At 72.0% G+C, this 14,897-nt stretch carries 9 protein-coding genes; 7 read left to right on the forward strand and 2 right to left on the reverse strand.

Annotation, left to right across the window (positions count from 1 at the left end):
* Positions 1 to 130 precede the first annotated feature (130 nt).
* The 3 genes from BLT82_RS00220 to hflX all read left to right on the forward strand — a co-directional run bounded on the left by BLT82_RS00220 (position 131) and on the right by hflX (position 5,597).
* The gene (locus tag BLT82_RS00220) at positions 131 to 2,251 is read left to right on the forward strand and encodes a RelA/SpoT family protein (protein WP_093651701.1); all 2,121 of its coding nucleotides are present in this window, start codon (positions 131 to 133) and stop codon (positions 2,249 to 2,251) included.
* Positions 2,252 to 2,369: 118 nt separating this feature from the next.
* Positions 2,370 to 3,851 (forward strand): M1 family metallopeptidase, encoded by a 1,482-nt coding sequence (locus BLT82_RS00225; RefSeq protein ID WP_093651702.1) that lies wholly within the window; start codon positions 2,370 to 2,372, stop codon positions 3,849 to 3,851.
* Positions 3,852 to 4,106: 255 nt separating this feature from the next.
* Positions 4,107 to 5,597 carry a GTPase HflX gene (gene hflX, locus BLT82_RS00230; RefSeq protein ID WP_093651703.1) on the forward strand — a complete coding sequence of 497 codons (1,491 nt, stop codon included), beginning with the start codon at positions 4,107 to 4,109 and terminating at the stop codon, positions 5,595 to 5,597.
* Between the two features lie 141 nt (positions 5,598 to 5,738).
* On the opposite strand, the gene BLT82_RS00235 is transcribed toward hflX, so the two are convergent.
* Both BLT82_RS00235 and BLT82_RS00240 read right to left on the reverse strand, forming a co-directional pair.
* The gene (locus BLT82_RS00235; RefSeq protein WP_093651704.1) at positions 5,739 to 6,902 is read right to left on the reverse strand and encodes a trypsin-like serine peptidase; all 1,164 of its coding nucleotides are present in this window, start codon (positions 6,900 to 6,902) and stop codon (positions 5,739 to 5,741) included.
* A 263-nt stretch (positions 6,903 to 7,165) separates the two neighbouring features.
* Positions 7,166 to 8,383: a trypsin-like serine peptidase gene (locus BLT82_RS00240; RefSeq protein ID WP_208867618.1), complete on the reverse strand. Its 1,218-nt coding sequence runs from the start codon at positions 8,381 to 8,383 to the stop codon at positions 7,166 to 7,168.
* 301 nt (positions 8,384 to 8,684) lie between these two features.
* On the opposite strand from BLT82_RS00240, the gene BLT82_RS00245 reads away from it, so the two are divergent.
* The 4 genes from BLT82_RS00245 (at position 8,685) to BLT82_RS00260 (ending at position 14,863) form a co-directional block, all read left to right on the forward strand.
* Positions 8,685 to 10,061, forward strand: a complete 1,377-nt coding sequence (locus tag BLT82_RS00245) for a diaminobutyrate--2-oxoglutarate transaminase family protein (protein ID WP_093651706.1) — start codon at positions 8,685 to 8,687, stop codon at positions 10,059 to 10,061.
* 28 nt (positions 10,062 to 10,089) lie between these two features.
* Entirely contained in the window at positions 10,090 to 12,081 is a 1,992-nt protein-coding gene (locus tag BLT82_RS00250; protein WP_093651707.1) for an IucA/IucC family protein, read from the forward strand.
* Positions 12,082 to 12,203: 122 nt separating this feature from the next.
* Entirely contained in the window at positions 12,204 to 13,001 is a 798-nt protein-coding gene (locus tag BLT82_RS00255; RefSeq protein ID WP_093651708.1) for a GNAT family N-acetyltransferase, read from the forward strand.
* Between the two features lie 59 nt (positions 13,002 to 13,060).
* Positions 13,061 to 14,863, forward strand: coding sequence for an IucA/IucC family protein (locus BLT82_RS00260; RefSeq protein WP_093652190.1), 1,803 nt, complete (start codon positions 13,061 to 13,063; stop codon positions 14,861 to 14,863).
* The last annotated feature ends 34 nt before the right edge of the window (positions 14,864 to 14,897 follow it).

Genomic DNA, 14,897 nt, shown 5'->3' on the forward strand with positions numbered 1-14,897 from the left:
GAATGGGTGATCCGATTCACGCTGAGCGAGAGGTGAACTCGGCTACGTGGTGGGCTCGGTAGCATCAAGCACCGGCAGGGAGGGCACGCCTGCTCCACCCACCGCCGGTCGACGCTGCCGGAGGTGCCCCATGAGTGCAGAGGCCACCAATCCTGGTGCTCCCAGCCGCCGACGCGCCCGCCCCAGGCTCGACCTCCGTCGGCTGGGCAGAGCCGCCCTGCTGGGCCCCACGGCACGGGACCGGGTCCCGGACGCCATCGGCCACGTCGCGGAGGCGCATCGCGCCCACCACCCCGATGCCGATCTGGCGATCCTGCGCCGGGCGTACGTCCTCGCCGAGTCCTCGCACCGCGGGCAGTTCCGCAAGAGCGGAGAGCCGTACATCACGCATCCGCTGGCCGTGACCCTCATCCTCGCCGAACTCGGCGCCGAGACCACGACCTTGACCGCCTCGCTCCTCCACGACACCGTCGAGGACACCGATGTGACGCTCGACCAGGTGCGGACGGAGTTCGGCGAGGAGGTCTGCTACCTCGTCGACGGAGTGACCAAGCTGGAGAAGGTCGACTACGGCGCCGCCGCCGAGCCCGAGACCTTCCGGAAGATGCTCGTCGCCACCGGCAACGACGTCCGGGTCATGTCCATCAAACTCGCCGACCGACTGCACAACATGCGCACCCTCGGCGTGATGCGCCCCGAGAAGCAGGCACGCATCGCCAAGGTCACCCGCGACGTGCTGATCCCGCTGGCGGAGCGGCTCGGCGTCCAGGCGCTCAAGACCGAACTGGAGGACCTGGTCTTCGCGATCCTCCACCCCGAGGAGTACGAACGCACCCGCGCGCTCATCGCGGAGAACGCCGACGCCGGTGACGCCCTCGCCGCCGTCGCCGAGAGCGTCAGGACCGTCCTGCGGGATGCGGGCATCCAGGCCGAAGTGCTCGTCCGGCCGCGTCACTTCGTCTCCGTGCACCGCGTACGGCTCAAGCGCGGCGACCTGTCCGGTACGGACTTCGGCCGCCTCCTCGTCCTCGTCGGCGAGGACGCCGACTGCTACGCCGTGCTCGGCGAACTCCACACCTGCTTCACGCCGTTGATCTCCGAGTTCAAGGACTTCATCGCCGCCCCGAAGTTCAACCTGTACCAGTCACTGCACACCGCGGTCGCGGGCTCCGACGGCGCCGTGGCCGAGGTCCTCATCCGTACCCACCAGATGCACCGCGTCGCCGAGGCCGGCGTCGTCGCCCTCGGCAACCCGTACACCGTGGTGGACACCGCGGACGGCACGGGCTCCGCCGGCGCTGCCGACGCCTCCGCCGGGGTGGACGGAGAGCGCGCGGACCCGACCAGGCCGGGCTGGCTCTCCAGGCTGCTGGAGTGGCAGGAGGCGGCGCCCGACCCCGACACCTTCTGGACCACGCTGCAGGCGGACCTCGCCGAGGACCGCGAGATCACCGTGTTCCGCGCGGACGGCGGCACCCTCGGGCTCCCCGCCGGGGCGAGCTGCGTGGACGCCGCCTACGCCCAGTACGGCGAGGCGGCACACGCCTGCGTCGGGGCCCGGGTCAACGGCCGGCTCGCCGCGCTCGCCACCCGGCTGGGCGACGGCGACACGGTCCAGCCGCTGCTCGCCCAGGACGCCGCCTCCGGCCCGTCCCCGGACTGGCTCGACCACGCGCGGACCCCCGCGGCCCGGATCGCGATCACCGGCTGGCTCGCCGAGCACCCGGAGGCCGCCAAGCCGCAGGCCGCCGCGCCCCGCGCGCCCACGTCCCCCGGCGGGGGCCGGCGCGCTGCCGCGAACGCCGTGGCCGAGGCGCCCGGACTCCCGGCCGCCACCGTCCGGCTCGCCGGATGCTGTACCCCGGTGCCGCCCGACGTGGTGACCGGGTTCGCGGTCCGTGGCGGCGCCGTCACCGTGCACCGCGGCGAGTGTCCCGGCGTGTCCCGCATGCGCGCCATGGGGCGGGAGCCGGTCGAGGTGCGCTGGGGCCGGGCGGCGGAGTGCCGCGTCACGCTGGTCGCCGAGGCGTTCGGCAGACCGCGCCTCCTCGCCGATCTCACCGAGGCCATCGCGACCGCCGGGGCGGCGGTCGTCTCCGCCACCGTCGAACCGCCGAGCGAGCAGCGCGTACGCCACACGTACACGCTCCAGCTCCAGGACGCCGCCGGGCTTCCCGCGCTGATGCGGGCGATGCGCGACGTGGCAGGGGTGTACGACGTGAGCCGCGCCCAGCACCCGGCCTCCGCCTGAGCCATCGGCTCCTGCGGGCGCGGATACGCGCGCCCCGCCCCGGCCGCCTGACGCCGTTCGGGTGTGCGCGGAGCGAGCCGTCACGGTCCGCGTTCCCCGCGCTGGTAGCGGTGAGGGCATGCTGCTCACCTCACGACGCCTGCGGGCGGCGCTGCTCGTCGCCGCCTCGGCCACGCTGGTCGCCGCCGTACTGCCCGGTCCCGAACCGCTGGGTATCGGAGATCCGCTGTTCCCGCACCTGGGCAATCCCGGGTACGACGTGCTCACCTACGACATCGCCTTCACCTATCGCGCCAACAGCAAGCCGCTGGACGCCGTGACGAAGATCGACGCACGGGCCACAAAGCGCCTGGAGCGGATCAACCTCGACTTCACCAGCGGCACCGTACGGGCGGTCGAGGTGAACGGCGGCAGCGCCGAGTTCACGACTGCCGGCGAGGACCTGGTGATCACCCCGCGGCAGGCCGTGGACGCCGGCACCCCGCTCGCCATCACCGTCACCCACACCAGTGATCCGAAGGGCGGGGACGCCGGCGGCTGGGTGCGTACGGCCGACGGCCTGGCGATGGCGAACCAGGCCGACGCCGCCCACCGCGTCTTCCCGTGCAACGACCACCCTGCCGACAAGGCGTTCTTCACCTTCCGCGTCACGGCCCCGACAGGGCTGACGGCCGTGGCCAACGGACTTCCGGTCCCTGCCGTCCGCGGAGGCGGTGCCAAGGCCGCCACCAAGACCTGGGTCTACCGCACCCGGCACCCCATGGCGACCGAGCTGGCCCAGGTCAGCATCGGCAAGTCCGCCGTGCTCCGCCGCGAGGGCCCGCACGGCCTGCCGCTGCGGGATGTCGTCCCCGCGGCGCAGCGCGCACGACTCGAGCCCTGGCTCCGGAAGACCCCCGCGCACATCACCTGGATGGAGAACAAGGTCGGACGCTATCCGTTCGAGACGTACGGAGTGCTCCTGGCACAGGCCGAGACCGGGTTCGCCCTGGAGACCCAGACGCTGTCGCTCTTCGAGATGTCGATGTTCACCGACGCCCGCTACCCGAAGTGGTACGTCGAGTCGGTCATGGTGCACGAGCTCGCCCACCAGTGGTTCGGGAACAGCGTCACCCCGCGGACCTGGTCGGACCTCTGGCTCAACGAGGGCCACGCCACCTGGTACGGCTCGCTGTACGCGGAGGAGCACGCCAAGCAGCCGCTCAAGGAGCAGATGCGAGAGGCGTACGCGCAGTCGGACGGCTGGCGGGCCGCCGGCGGCCCGCCGGCAGCCCCGAAGCCCGCGGCCCCGGGCCAGCAGCTCGGGCTGTTCCGGCCGATCGTGTACGACGGCAGCGCGCTGGTCCTCTACGCACTGCGACAGGAGATCGGCAAGGACGCTTTCGAGACGCTGGAGCGGGCCTGGGTGGCCGAGCACCGGGACGGCACGGCGACGACTGCGGACTTCACCGCTCTCGCCCAGCGGGTCTCGGGCCGCGATCTGACCGGGTTCTTCAGGGGCTGGCTCTACGGGGCGAAGACCCCGAAGATGCCCGGGCACCCGGACTGGCGCAGCGAGGCCCCGTCGTCCCGGCGCAATGCCGCACCGGCCAAGCACTGAGTGTCCCCGGCCGCCCGGGAGCCCCGTGCCGGGCCGGGAAAACCGGGGTGACGGCCGCGGCGGCGCCGTGGGACCATCGACTCGTCGGCGGCGTCGCCGGGCAGGCCCCTCCGGAAGGAGGACGGTTCCGCACCGGCCCGTCCGCCCCGGCGCGGCACACCGGGAATGTTCCGGGACCGTGACGCGTTGTGACAATCGCGGCAGCATGCCGAGCGCATACGGTCCGCATCAGCTTTCCATCGACGTAAGGATCCAATGACCTCCTCTTCATCCACTTCCCAGGACGCGCAGAGCTTCGCGGAGATCCCCCGCACCGAGAGCCTTCGGGCCGATGCCCTGATGGAAGAGGACGTCGCCTGGAGCCACGAGATCGACGGAGAGCGGGACGGTGACCAGTTCGACCGCTCCGACCGTGCCGCGCTGCGACGCGTGGCGGGCCTCTCCACCGAGCTCGAGGACGTCACCGAGGTCGAGTACCGGCAGCTGCGTCTCGAGCGCGTGGTGCTCGTCGGTGTGTGGACCTCCGGGACCGCCCAGGACGCGGAGAACTCCCTCGCGGAGCTGGCCGCCCTCGCCGAGACGGCGGGAGCCTTCGTGCTGGACGGCGTGATCCAGCGCCGTGACAAGCCGGACCCGGCCACGTACATCGGTTCGGGCAAGGCGAACGAGCTGCGCGACATCGTGCTCGACAGCGGAGCCGACACCGTCGTCTGTGACGGTGAGCTCAGCCCGGGCCAGCTGATCCACCTTGAGGACATCGTCAAGGTCAAGGTGGTCGACCGGACCGCCCTGATCCTGGACATCTTCGCGCAGCACGCCAAGTCCCGTGAGGGCAAGGCGCAGGTGGCGCTGGCGCAGATGCAGTACATGCTTCCCCGGCTGCGCGGCTGGGGCCAGTCGCTGTCCCGGCAGATGGGCGGCGGCAGCGGCGGCATGGCCACCCGTGGCCCCGGTGAGACCAAGATCGAGACGGACCGGCGCCGGATCCGCGAGAAGATGGCGAAGATGCGCCGGGAGATCGCGGAGATGAAGACCGGCCGCGAGATCAAGCGGCAGGAGCGCAAGCGGCACAAGGTCCCGTCCGTGGCGATCGCGGGCTACACCAACGCGGGCAAGTCCTCGCTGCTCAACCGCCTCACCGGCGCCGGTGTCCTGGTGGAGAACGCGCTGTTCGCCACCCTGGACCCGACCGTGCGGCGGGCCGAGACGCCGAGCGGCAGGCAATACACGCTGGCCGACACCGTCGGATTCGTCCGGCACCTGCCGCACCACCTCGTCGAGGCGTTCCGCTCCACGATGGAGGAGGTCGGCGAGTCCGATCTCATCCTGCACGTGGTCGACGGGTCGCACCCCGCACCGGAGGAGCAACTGGCCGCCGTGCGCGAGGTGATCCGGGACGTCGGCGCGCTGGACGTGCCCGAGATCGTCGTGATCAACAAGGCGGACGCGGCCGATCCGCTGGTGCTGCAGCGCCTGCTGCGCATCGAGCGGCGCGCCATCGCCGTCTCGGCCCGTACGGGCGCGGGGATCGACGAGCTCCTCGGGATCATCGACGCCGAACTGCCGCGCCCGCAGGTCGAGATCGAGGTCCTGCTGCCGTACACGCAGGGGGCGCTCGTCTCGCGCGTCCACGCGGACGGAGAGGTGCTCTCCGAGGAGCACACCTCCGAAGGCACGCTGCTCAAGGCGCGGGTCCACGAGAAGCTCGCCGCGGCGCTGGGGCCGTACGTCCCGGCGGCGCGCTGAGCCTGCCGGGCCCGTACCGCCCGACGACAACGCGAGGCCCGCCCCTTCCGGGGCGGGCCTTCGTGGTTCATGCGGCGCGTGTGCCCCGGCCTTCGGGGCGCGGGCCGTGGGCCGGCACAGCGCGGCCGACGGCCCTCGGGGTCACCTGCCCGCGAACTTCTCGCTCATCGTCGTGTAGATCTCCTTCGCCCCTTCGCCGAGGCGCGGTCCGGCGAGCCAGCCCGCCGTCACCGGGCCGATCGAGGTGTTGGAGACCAGCGCGGGCTTGCCGTCCGGCTGGGTGGCGACCCAGCCGCCACCGGACGAACCGCCGGTCATGGAGCAGCCGATGCGCCACATCGTGGGCGTTCCCGGGCCGAGGGACAGCCGCCCGGGCCGGTCGATGCACTTGTGCATGATCAGGCCGTCGTAGGGCGGTGCCGCGGGGTAGCCCCAGGCTCCCATCGCGGGGATCTCCTTGGCCTCCGGCGCGTCGAACTCGACGTCGAGGGCCGCGCCGACGGTCTCCTCGAGGGACTTGGTGCCCCGCTCCGGCTTCACGTGCATGACCGCGTAGTCGTACGGGGCTCCGCCGCCGCCCGTCGGCCCGCCCTCGGAGATCCACTCGCCCGAGGTCGCGACCCAGTCCGCCCAGTAGACGCCGTACGGCGCGATCTCCTGCGGCTGGGCGTTCCGGAGCTCGGCCGGGGACTTGCCCAGGTCGTTGTACGCCGGGACGAACGTGATGTTGCGGTACCAGCCGCCCTCCCGGCCGGCGTGCACACAGTGCCCCGCGGTCCACACGAGGTTGGACCTGCCCGGGTTCGCCGGGTCCTTGACGACCGTGGCGGAGCACACCATGGAGCCCTGGGGCGCGTCGAAGAACACCTTGCCGACCGGTGCGGCGTTGCGGTGGTACGGCTTCGACTCCGGCTTGGCCCGAACCGGCCTCGGCTCCGGGTCGGTGACGCCCTGGTCGCCCGAGACCTCACCCGCGGCCATCGTCCTCTGCGGGGACTCGGCCTCCTTCATCCGCTCCGGCTTCCAGAGCCCCTTGATCATCGGGTTGACGAAGTCCTTGGCCTCGCGGAGCCAGGTGTCCTTGTCCCAGTTCCTCCACTCGCCGTTCTTCCATTCGTCCAGGTCGACGCCGTGCTCCGCGAGCCGGTCGGCGAGGTCGGCCGGAATCGCGGCGCCGGCGTCGGCAGTGGCGGACGCGGCGGGCTTGTCCGCGGCGGCGTCCTCGCCCGGACCGCACGCCGTGGCCGTGAGCGAGAGCGCCGCGACCATGCCGATGACTGCCGGGAGCGGGCGTATGGATCGCATGAGAACGTTTCCCCCTGAATGTACTTGCCATGAACGTGTCACTTGTATGGGTGCGCGAAAGGGCGGTCATCCGTGAACCGCCCGTGGTGACACCCACTCCAAGGGCCTCTCCGTCAGGGCCGGCTGTCCGCGGACGGGCGGCGGCCGCCCCTGCACCGGAGTCCCCACGCGCGACCTGCACGGAGTCTCCACGCGCACCTGCTTCGTAGGCGGGCGGCAACGCGCCGGAAGGGCCCCGGTGAGTCCGGGGCCCGCGGCGACGACTATCGGCCCGCGAACTTCCTGCTGACCGCGTCGTAGATGCCCTTGGCCTCCTGCCCCAGGCGCGGTCCGGCGAGCCAGCCCGCCGTCACCGGGCCGATCGAGGTGTTCGAGACCAGCGCGGGCTTGCCGTCCTTGCCCGCCGCGACCCAGCCGCCACCGGACGAACCGCCGGTCATGGTGCAGCCGATGCGGTACATCGTCGGCTCCTCGACCTTGAGCGACAGCCGGCCCGGCTTGTCCTCGCACTGGAACATCCGCTCGCCGTCGAACGGCGGCGCCGCCGGGAAGCCGGTCGCCTTCATGGCGGCGATCTTCGGCACGGCCGGAGCGTTGAAGTCGACCGGAAGCGCCGAACCGACCGTCTCCTCCAGCGACTTGCCGTTGCCGCCCTTCTCGGGCGTCACATGGATCACGGCGAAGTCGTACGGCGCGCCCCGGCCGCCCGTCGCCGCACCCTGCGAGATCCACTGCTCCGAGGTCTGGGCCCAGTCGCCCCACCACACGCCGTAGGGAGCCACCTGCTCCTTCGAGTCCCCCTTGGTGGTGGTCTTCGCGCTGTTGTTGTACGACGGGACGAAGGCGATGTTGCGGTACCAGCCGCCCTCCTTGCCCGCGTGGACGCAGTGGCCGGCGGTCCACACCATGTTGGACTTGCCGGGGTTGGCCGGGTCCTTCACGACGGTCGCGGAACAGACCATCGAACCCTTGGGACCGTCGAAGAAGACCTTCCCGGCCTCGGGGGCGTTGCCGTGGTAGGGCGCGGCCACCGCAGTGGCCTCGACCGGCTGCGGCGTGGGGTCGGTGACGCCCTCGTCACCGGAGATGTCCTCCTCCTCGACCGGCTTGGCGGGCTCCTCGGCCTCGCGCATCCGGTCCGGGTTCCAGAGGTCCTCGATGATCGGGTTGACGAAGTCCTTGGCCTCGCGGAGCCAGGTGTCCTTGTCCCAGTTCTTCCACTCGCCGTTGCGCCACTTGTCCAGGTCGATCCCGTGCTCCTTGAGCCGGTCCTTGAGATCGTCCGGAATCGTTATCTTCCCGTCGGTGGAACCGCCCGCCGTCGCCGGGGTGCTGGGCTTGTCCGCCGCACTGTCCTCACCGGGGCCGCAGGCCGTTGCCGTCAGCGCGAGCGCGGCCGCGAGCGCGGCCGCGGCGAACACCGGCCTGCGAGCGGCGTTCCCCCCACGGCGTGCGGCGAAGATCGGGCGATTGGGTCGCATGTGGTGATCCCCCTGGGACTTCATCAGTTGTGTGCGTACGGAACGAGATTGCCTGCGCACATCCCGGCGACGCTGCCGGGGCCGCAATGCGGCCCCCCACTATGCCGGTGCCGATGGGGACGGCGAGCGGCAGGGCCGTGGTTCCCGGGCTCAAGGATCTTCCGGAATGACCGTGATCCCCCGCTTCCGGCGTCGTTGGTACGGACGGGGGACGCGGGTTTCAGCGTTCACCGTCGTGCTGCGGCGGTCGACCGCCGTACCGAGGCGCGACACAACCGTGACAGTCGGAGGACGAACAACCGTGGCCGTGACCGATCCCGCACCGCCGGCACAGCCCGTAGCGCACGAAGGCATCCTGCGCCGCCAGTCGCTCCGTGAGTCGGCGGCCCGTACCTATGCCCGCTCGCTGCCCATCGTTCCGGTACGGGCCAGAGGCCTGACGATCGAGGGCGCGGACGGACGGCGGTACCTCGACTGCCTCTCGGGCGCCGGCACCCTCGCCCTCGGCCACAACCACCCCGTCGTCCTGGAAGCGATCAAGAAGGTGCTCGCCTCCGGAGCGCCGCTGCACGTCCTCGATCTCGCCACGCCGGTCAAGGACGCGTTCACCACCGAACTGTTCGCCACGCTGCCGCGGCCGCTCGCCGACGACGCCCGCATCCAGTTCTGCGGGCCGGCCGGGACGGATGCCGTCGAGGCCGCCCTCAAACTGGTCCGCACGGCGACCGGCCGTACCGGGCTCCTCGCGTTCACCGGCGCGTACCACGGCATGACCGCCGGGGCACTGGACGCCTCGGGGGGCGCGGCGGACGTCCGCGTCACACGGCTGCCCTATCCGCAGAACTACCGCTGCCCCTTCGGGGCCGGCGGCGAACGCGGCGCCGAACTCGCCGCCCGCTGGACCGAGAATCTGCTGGACGATCCCAAGGGCGGCGTCCCCGCGCCCGCCGGCATGATCCTCGAACCCGTGCAGGGCGAGGGCGGGGTCATCCCCGCCCCCGACGGGTGGCTGCGGCGGATGCGCGAGATCACCGCGTCCCGCTCCATCCCGCTGATCGCCGACGAGGTGCAGACCGGGGTGGGCCGCACCGGGGCCTTCTGGGCCGTCGAGCACAGCGGGATCGTCCCCGACGTGATGGTGCTCTCCAAGGCCATCGGCGGTTCCCTTCCGCTTGCCGTGATCGTCTACCGCGCCGATCTGGATGTCTGGCAGCCCGGTGCCCACGCCGGGACGTTCCGCGGCAACCAGCTCGCCATGGCGGCGGGCGCGGCCACTCTGTCCTTCGTGCGGGAGAACCGGCTCGCGGAACGGGCCGCCACCCTCGGTGCGCGGATGCTGGGGCAGCTCCAGGGCCTCGCCGCCGCCCACCGCTGCATCGGCGACGTACGCGGCAGGGGGCTGATGATCGGCGTCGAGCTCGTGAACCCCGACTCCGACGACACGCAGGCCGACGTCCCGCCGGCCGACCCCGCCCTCGCCGCCGCCGTGCAGCGGGAATGCCTGCGCCGCGGGCTCATCGTCGAACTCGGCGGACGCCACTCCGGCGTCGTCCGTCTGCTGCCTCCCCTCACGCTCACCGACGAACAGGCCCAGGCGGTCCTGGACCGCTTCGCCGACTCTCTGGAAGCGGCCGTGAGCGCACCGCACCTCCGCCACGACACCGGACCGTCTCAGTGATCCCGGACGACACCACAAGGAAGTCCCCGTGAACCACACCCCCGCTGCCGACACCCCAGCACCCGACGGCCGTCCCACCGCGGACCACCACACGGGGCAGAACGGGACGGCGGCCGTCCCCCTCACGGTCGAGCCGGCGACGGTGCCGCGGCAGTCGTCGGGGTCCCCGGAGGCGCAGGACGCCGTTCCCGCACCGGGCACGGCCACGGAGACGGCGGAAGCGCCCGCCGGCACCCCGACGGGAGCGGCGGCCGATCCGCTCGACCACCCCGACCCCCTGGTCGCCGCCGACGCGGGAGCCGTCGAGAACCTCCTGCGCTGCTGGGCCCGGGAGAACAACCTGCCCGCGCCCGAGGGCGACGTCCTGCGCATCCCGCTCCACGCAAGCGGCACCGCCCTGCTCGTGCCCGTCCTCCACTGGTCCTTCGCCGGCTGGCACCGTTTCGGCCCGCCCGCTATCGAAGGCGCTCCGACCGAGGCGCCCCCCGCCGACGCCGTCACCGTCGCCGTTCTCCTCACCCGTGAGCAGGGCGGCAGCGGCGCCGGAACCGGCGGGCCGGCGAGGGGGGACGCGGAAGGGAACCGGTCCGAGGCGGTCGACCTCGCCGGACGTGTCGCGGACTCCGTCCGCCGCACGGCCGAGTTCATCGACGACCGACGGCGGCGCCCCGGCCCGCAGCACGGCGCCGACCTCTTCCTGACGGCCGAGCAGTCACTGATCCTGGGGCATCCGCTGCACCCCACTCCGAAGAGCCGCGAAGGGCTCTCCGACGCCGAAGCCCGGCTCTACTCGCCGGAGTTGTACGGCTCCTTCCCGCTCCACTGGCTGGCCGTCGACCGGGCCGTGCTGGCCGGCGACTCGGCCTGGACGGAAGAAGGCCGCATGGTGCCCGCCGAGCAACTCGCCTCCCGGCTGGCCGGCGACCTTCGCCTCCCTCCGGGAACCGTGGCCCTGCCGCTGCACCCCTGGCAGGCCCGCGAAGTGGCCCACCGCCCGGAAGCCACCGCGTTGTTCGACGCGGACCTGCTGCACGATCTCGGCCCGGCCGGTGAACCATGGCACCCCACCTCGTCCGTCCGTACCGTGCACCGGCCCGGCGCACCGGCCATGCTCAAGCTCTCGCTCGGCGTGCGCATCACCAACTCCCGTCGTGAGAACCTCCGCAAGGAACTCCACCGCGGAGTGGAGGTCCACCGCCTCCTCCGCAGCGGTCTGGGTACGCAATGGCGGGCCGCGCACCCCCGCTTCGACATCGTCCGCGACCCCGCATGGCTCGCCGTGGACGCCCCGGACGGAACGCCGCTGACCGGACTGGACGTCATGATCCGGCACAATCCGTTCGGCGCGGGGGACGACGCCGTCTGCCTCGCAGCCCTCACCGCCCCCCGGCCCTGGCCGGGCCGGACGGGCATCCACTCGCGTCTCGCCGAGGTCATCGGCGGGCTGGCCTCCCGCACGGGCCGCCCCACGGGTGCCGTCGCCGCCGAGTGGTTCCTCCGCTATCTCGACCAGGTCGTGCGTCCGGTGCTGTGGCTGGATGCCACAGCCGGAGTCGCCCTCGAAGCGCACCAGCAGAACACCCTGGTGATCCTCGATCCCCAGGGTTGGCCCGCCGGCGGCCGCTACCGGGACAACCAGGGCTACTACTTCCGCCAGTCGCGCCGTGCCGAGCTCGACCGCCGGCTTCCCGGCATCGGCACCGTCAGCGACACCTTCGTCGACGACGACGTCACGGACGAGCGCTTCGCGTACTACCTCGGCATCAACAACGTCCTCGGTCTCATCGGCGCCTTCGGCGCGCAGCGGCTCGCCGACGAGCGCGTACTCATCGCGGCCTTCCGCCGCTTCCTCGGTTCGGCCCGTGGCCTCGGCTCACCGCTGCCGGAACAGCTCCTGGAGAACCCGACTCTGCGCTGCAAGGCGAACCTCCTCACCCGGCTCCACGGCCTCGACGAGCTCGTCGGCCCGGTCGACACCCAGTCCGTCTACGTCACGATCACGAACCCCCTCAACTCCTGAGGGATACCCATCCCGAAGGGCATCCGCCTCCCCAGCACATACGCCTCCGAAGGAAACCGACCACCCGCGACCGGCACCCATGACAACCGGCCCGCCGAACTGCCGAGAGGAGAGCGCCACCCGTGCCTCCCACCGACGCGAGCGCCGAGACAGGCGGCTCCTCCACCTCCTCCACCGGAGGCGGCGTGGAGGACACCCTCGAACTGCGGCTGCCCGACGAATTCGTGGCGCTCTTCGAAGAGGACCGGCAATCCGGCCCTCCGGCAGCGGCCGACCAGGGCCCCCCGGGCACGACACCACCCGACGGTCCCGAGGGCAAACCCCCCGACCTCGTGCCCTTCCACGGCGAAGACCTGCTGGACGCCCTCGCCGAGTGGGGCGCGGTCGCCACCCCTATCGGTTCCTTCCAGCTCGTGCCCGTCCGGATCGAGCGCGATCTGCAACTGATCAGCCGTTGGATGAACGACCCCGCCGTCGCGGCCTTCTGGGAACTGGCCGGACCGGAATCCGTCACCGAGGCGCACCTCGGCAGCCAGCTGGCCGGGGACGGCCGCAGCGTCCCCTGCCTCGGCGTGCTCGACGGCGTACCGACGGGCTACTTCGAGATCTACCGTGCCGACCTCGACCCGCTGGCGCGCCACTACCCGGCCCGGCCCCACGACACCGGCATCCACCTCCTCATCGGAGGCGTGGCGGACCGCGGCCGCGGCGTCGGCACGACCCTGCTGCGGGCCGCAGCCGATCACGTGCTCGACCACCGTCCCCGCTGCGGACGCGTCATCGCCGAACCCGACCTGCGCAACACCCCCTCCGTCTCCGCCTTCCTCAGCGCCGGCTTCCGCTTCTCCGCGGAAGTCGACCTTCCCGACAAGCGAGCCGCGCTCATGGTCCGCGACAGAGCACTGAGCAAGGTGCTGTGAACGACCCGCTGCCCTCCATACACCGCTCGAACCGCATCGGTTCCATCCGAGGAGTCCCCGTGCCGAAGTCCCCTGCCACCCCAGACTCCGACGAGCCGTCCGCCCTGCTCGCCCCGGCCGAGCTCAACCCCGAGACCTGGCACCGGGCATCGGGCCGGCTGCTCGCCAAGATGCTCGGCGAATTCGCCTACGAGGAGATCGTCGACCCGCTTCCCCGGGGCCAGGACGACGGATACACGCTCCGCCTCGACGACGGGCAGGACCTCACCTTCCGCGCCCGGCGCGGCGCGTACGGCAGCTGGAGGGTCGTCCCCGGCTCCGTCAGGCTCGACGGAGCGCCCTTCGCCGATCCGCTCGGCTTCCTGGCCGCCGCCCGCCACCTCCTCGGTCTCGACGGCGCCACCCTCGGCCACCTCGTACGCGAGCTGAGCACGACCCTGGCAGCCGACTGCAGGCTCGACCACACCGCGCTCCCCGCCGCCCGGCTCGCCGACCTCGACTACGCCGCGCTCGAAGGCCACCAGACCGGTCACCCCTGGCTCGTCCTCAACAAGGGCCGTCTCGGCTTCTCCGCCCGCGACGCCGGACGGTGGGCGCCGGAAGCACGGACTCCGGCCCGTCTTCCGTGGATCGCCGTCAGCACCGGCCTGGCCGCCTACCGGGGCGTGCCCGGACTCGAGACGCCCGAGCAGCTCTACGCCGCGGAGCTCGAGGCCCCCGTCCGCGACGCCTTCACCAGAGCGCTCCGCGAACGCGGCCTCGACCCCTCCGCCTACCTCTGCCTGCCCGTGCACCCCTGGCAGTGGGACCAGGTCCTGCTGCCTCTCTACGCCCCTTCGATCGCCTGCGGCGAGATCGTCCCGCTCACCACGGACGGCGACCTGCGACTGCCGCAGCAGTCCATCCGCACCTTCCTCAACATCAGCCGCCCCGACCGGCACACCGTCAAGCTCCCCCTCTCCGTGCTCAACACCCTCGTCTGGCGGGGGCTCCCCACCGAGCGCACGCTCGCCGCACCCGCCGTCACGTCATGGGTGCACGGGCTGCGCGACGCCGACCCCTTTCTCCGCGACGAGTGCCGAGTGATCCTGCTGGGGGAGGTCGCCTCGGTCACCGTCGAGCACCCGCACTACGACCGGTTGCCCGAGGTGCCGTACCAGTACCGGGAGCTGCTCGGAGCCATCTGGCGCGAGCCCTTGCGGCTGCCCGCCGGGGAGCGGGCCCGCACTCTCGCCTCGCTCCTGCACACCGACGCCGCGGGGCGCGCCTTCACCGCCGAACTGGTCCGACGCTCCGGGCTGACCCCCGCCGTCTGGCTGCGCCACCTCTTCGCCGCCCTGCTCCCACCCCTGCTGCACTTCCTCTACCGCTACGGCACGGTCTTCTCCCCCCACGGGGAGAACGCCATCGTCGTCTTCGACGACCAGGACGTTCCCGTACGCCTCGCGATCAAGGACTTCGTCGACGACGTGAACGTCAGCGCCCGGACGCTGCCGGAACTCGACACCATGCCCGACGACGTGCGCGCCGTCCTGCTCACCGAGGAGCCCGCCTTCCTCACCCAGTTCATCCACTCCGGGCTCTTCGTCGGGGTGTTCCGCTACCTCGCCCCGCTGTGCGAGGAGCAACTGGGAGTGCCCGAATCCGAGTTCTGGTCACTCGTACGCGCGGAGATCCTCCGCCACCAGGCCCGCTTCCCCGAGCTGAAGGAACGCTACGCACTGTTCGACCTGCTCACTCCGCGTATCGAGCGCCTCTGCCTGAACCGCAACCGGCTCCACCTCGACGGCTACCGCGATCGCTCCGAGCGCCCGCACGCCGCCGTCCACGGCACGGTCCGCAATCCACTGGACACGTTATGACGCCACGCGACGGCCGGGACCGGAACGCGCTGTC

Origin of the sequence: Streptomyces wuyuanensis (assembly GCF_900103455.1) — a bacterium.
Classification (GTDB): Bacteria; Actinomycetota; Actinomycetes; order Streptomycetales; family Streptomycetaceae; genus Streptomyces; species Streptomyces wuyuanensis.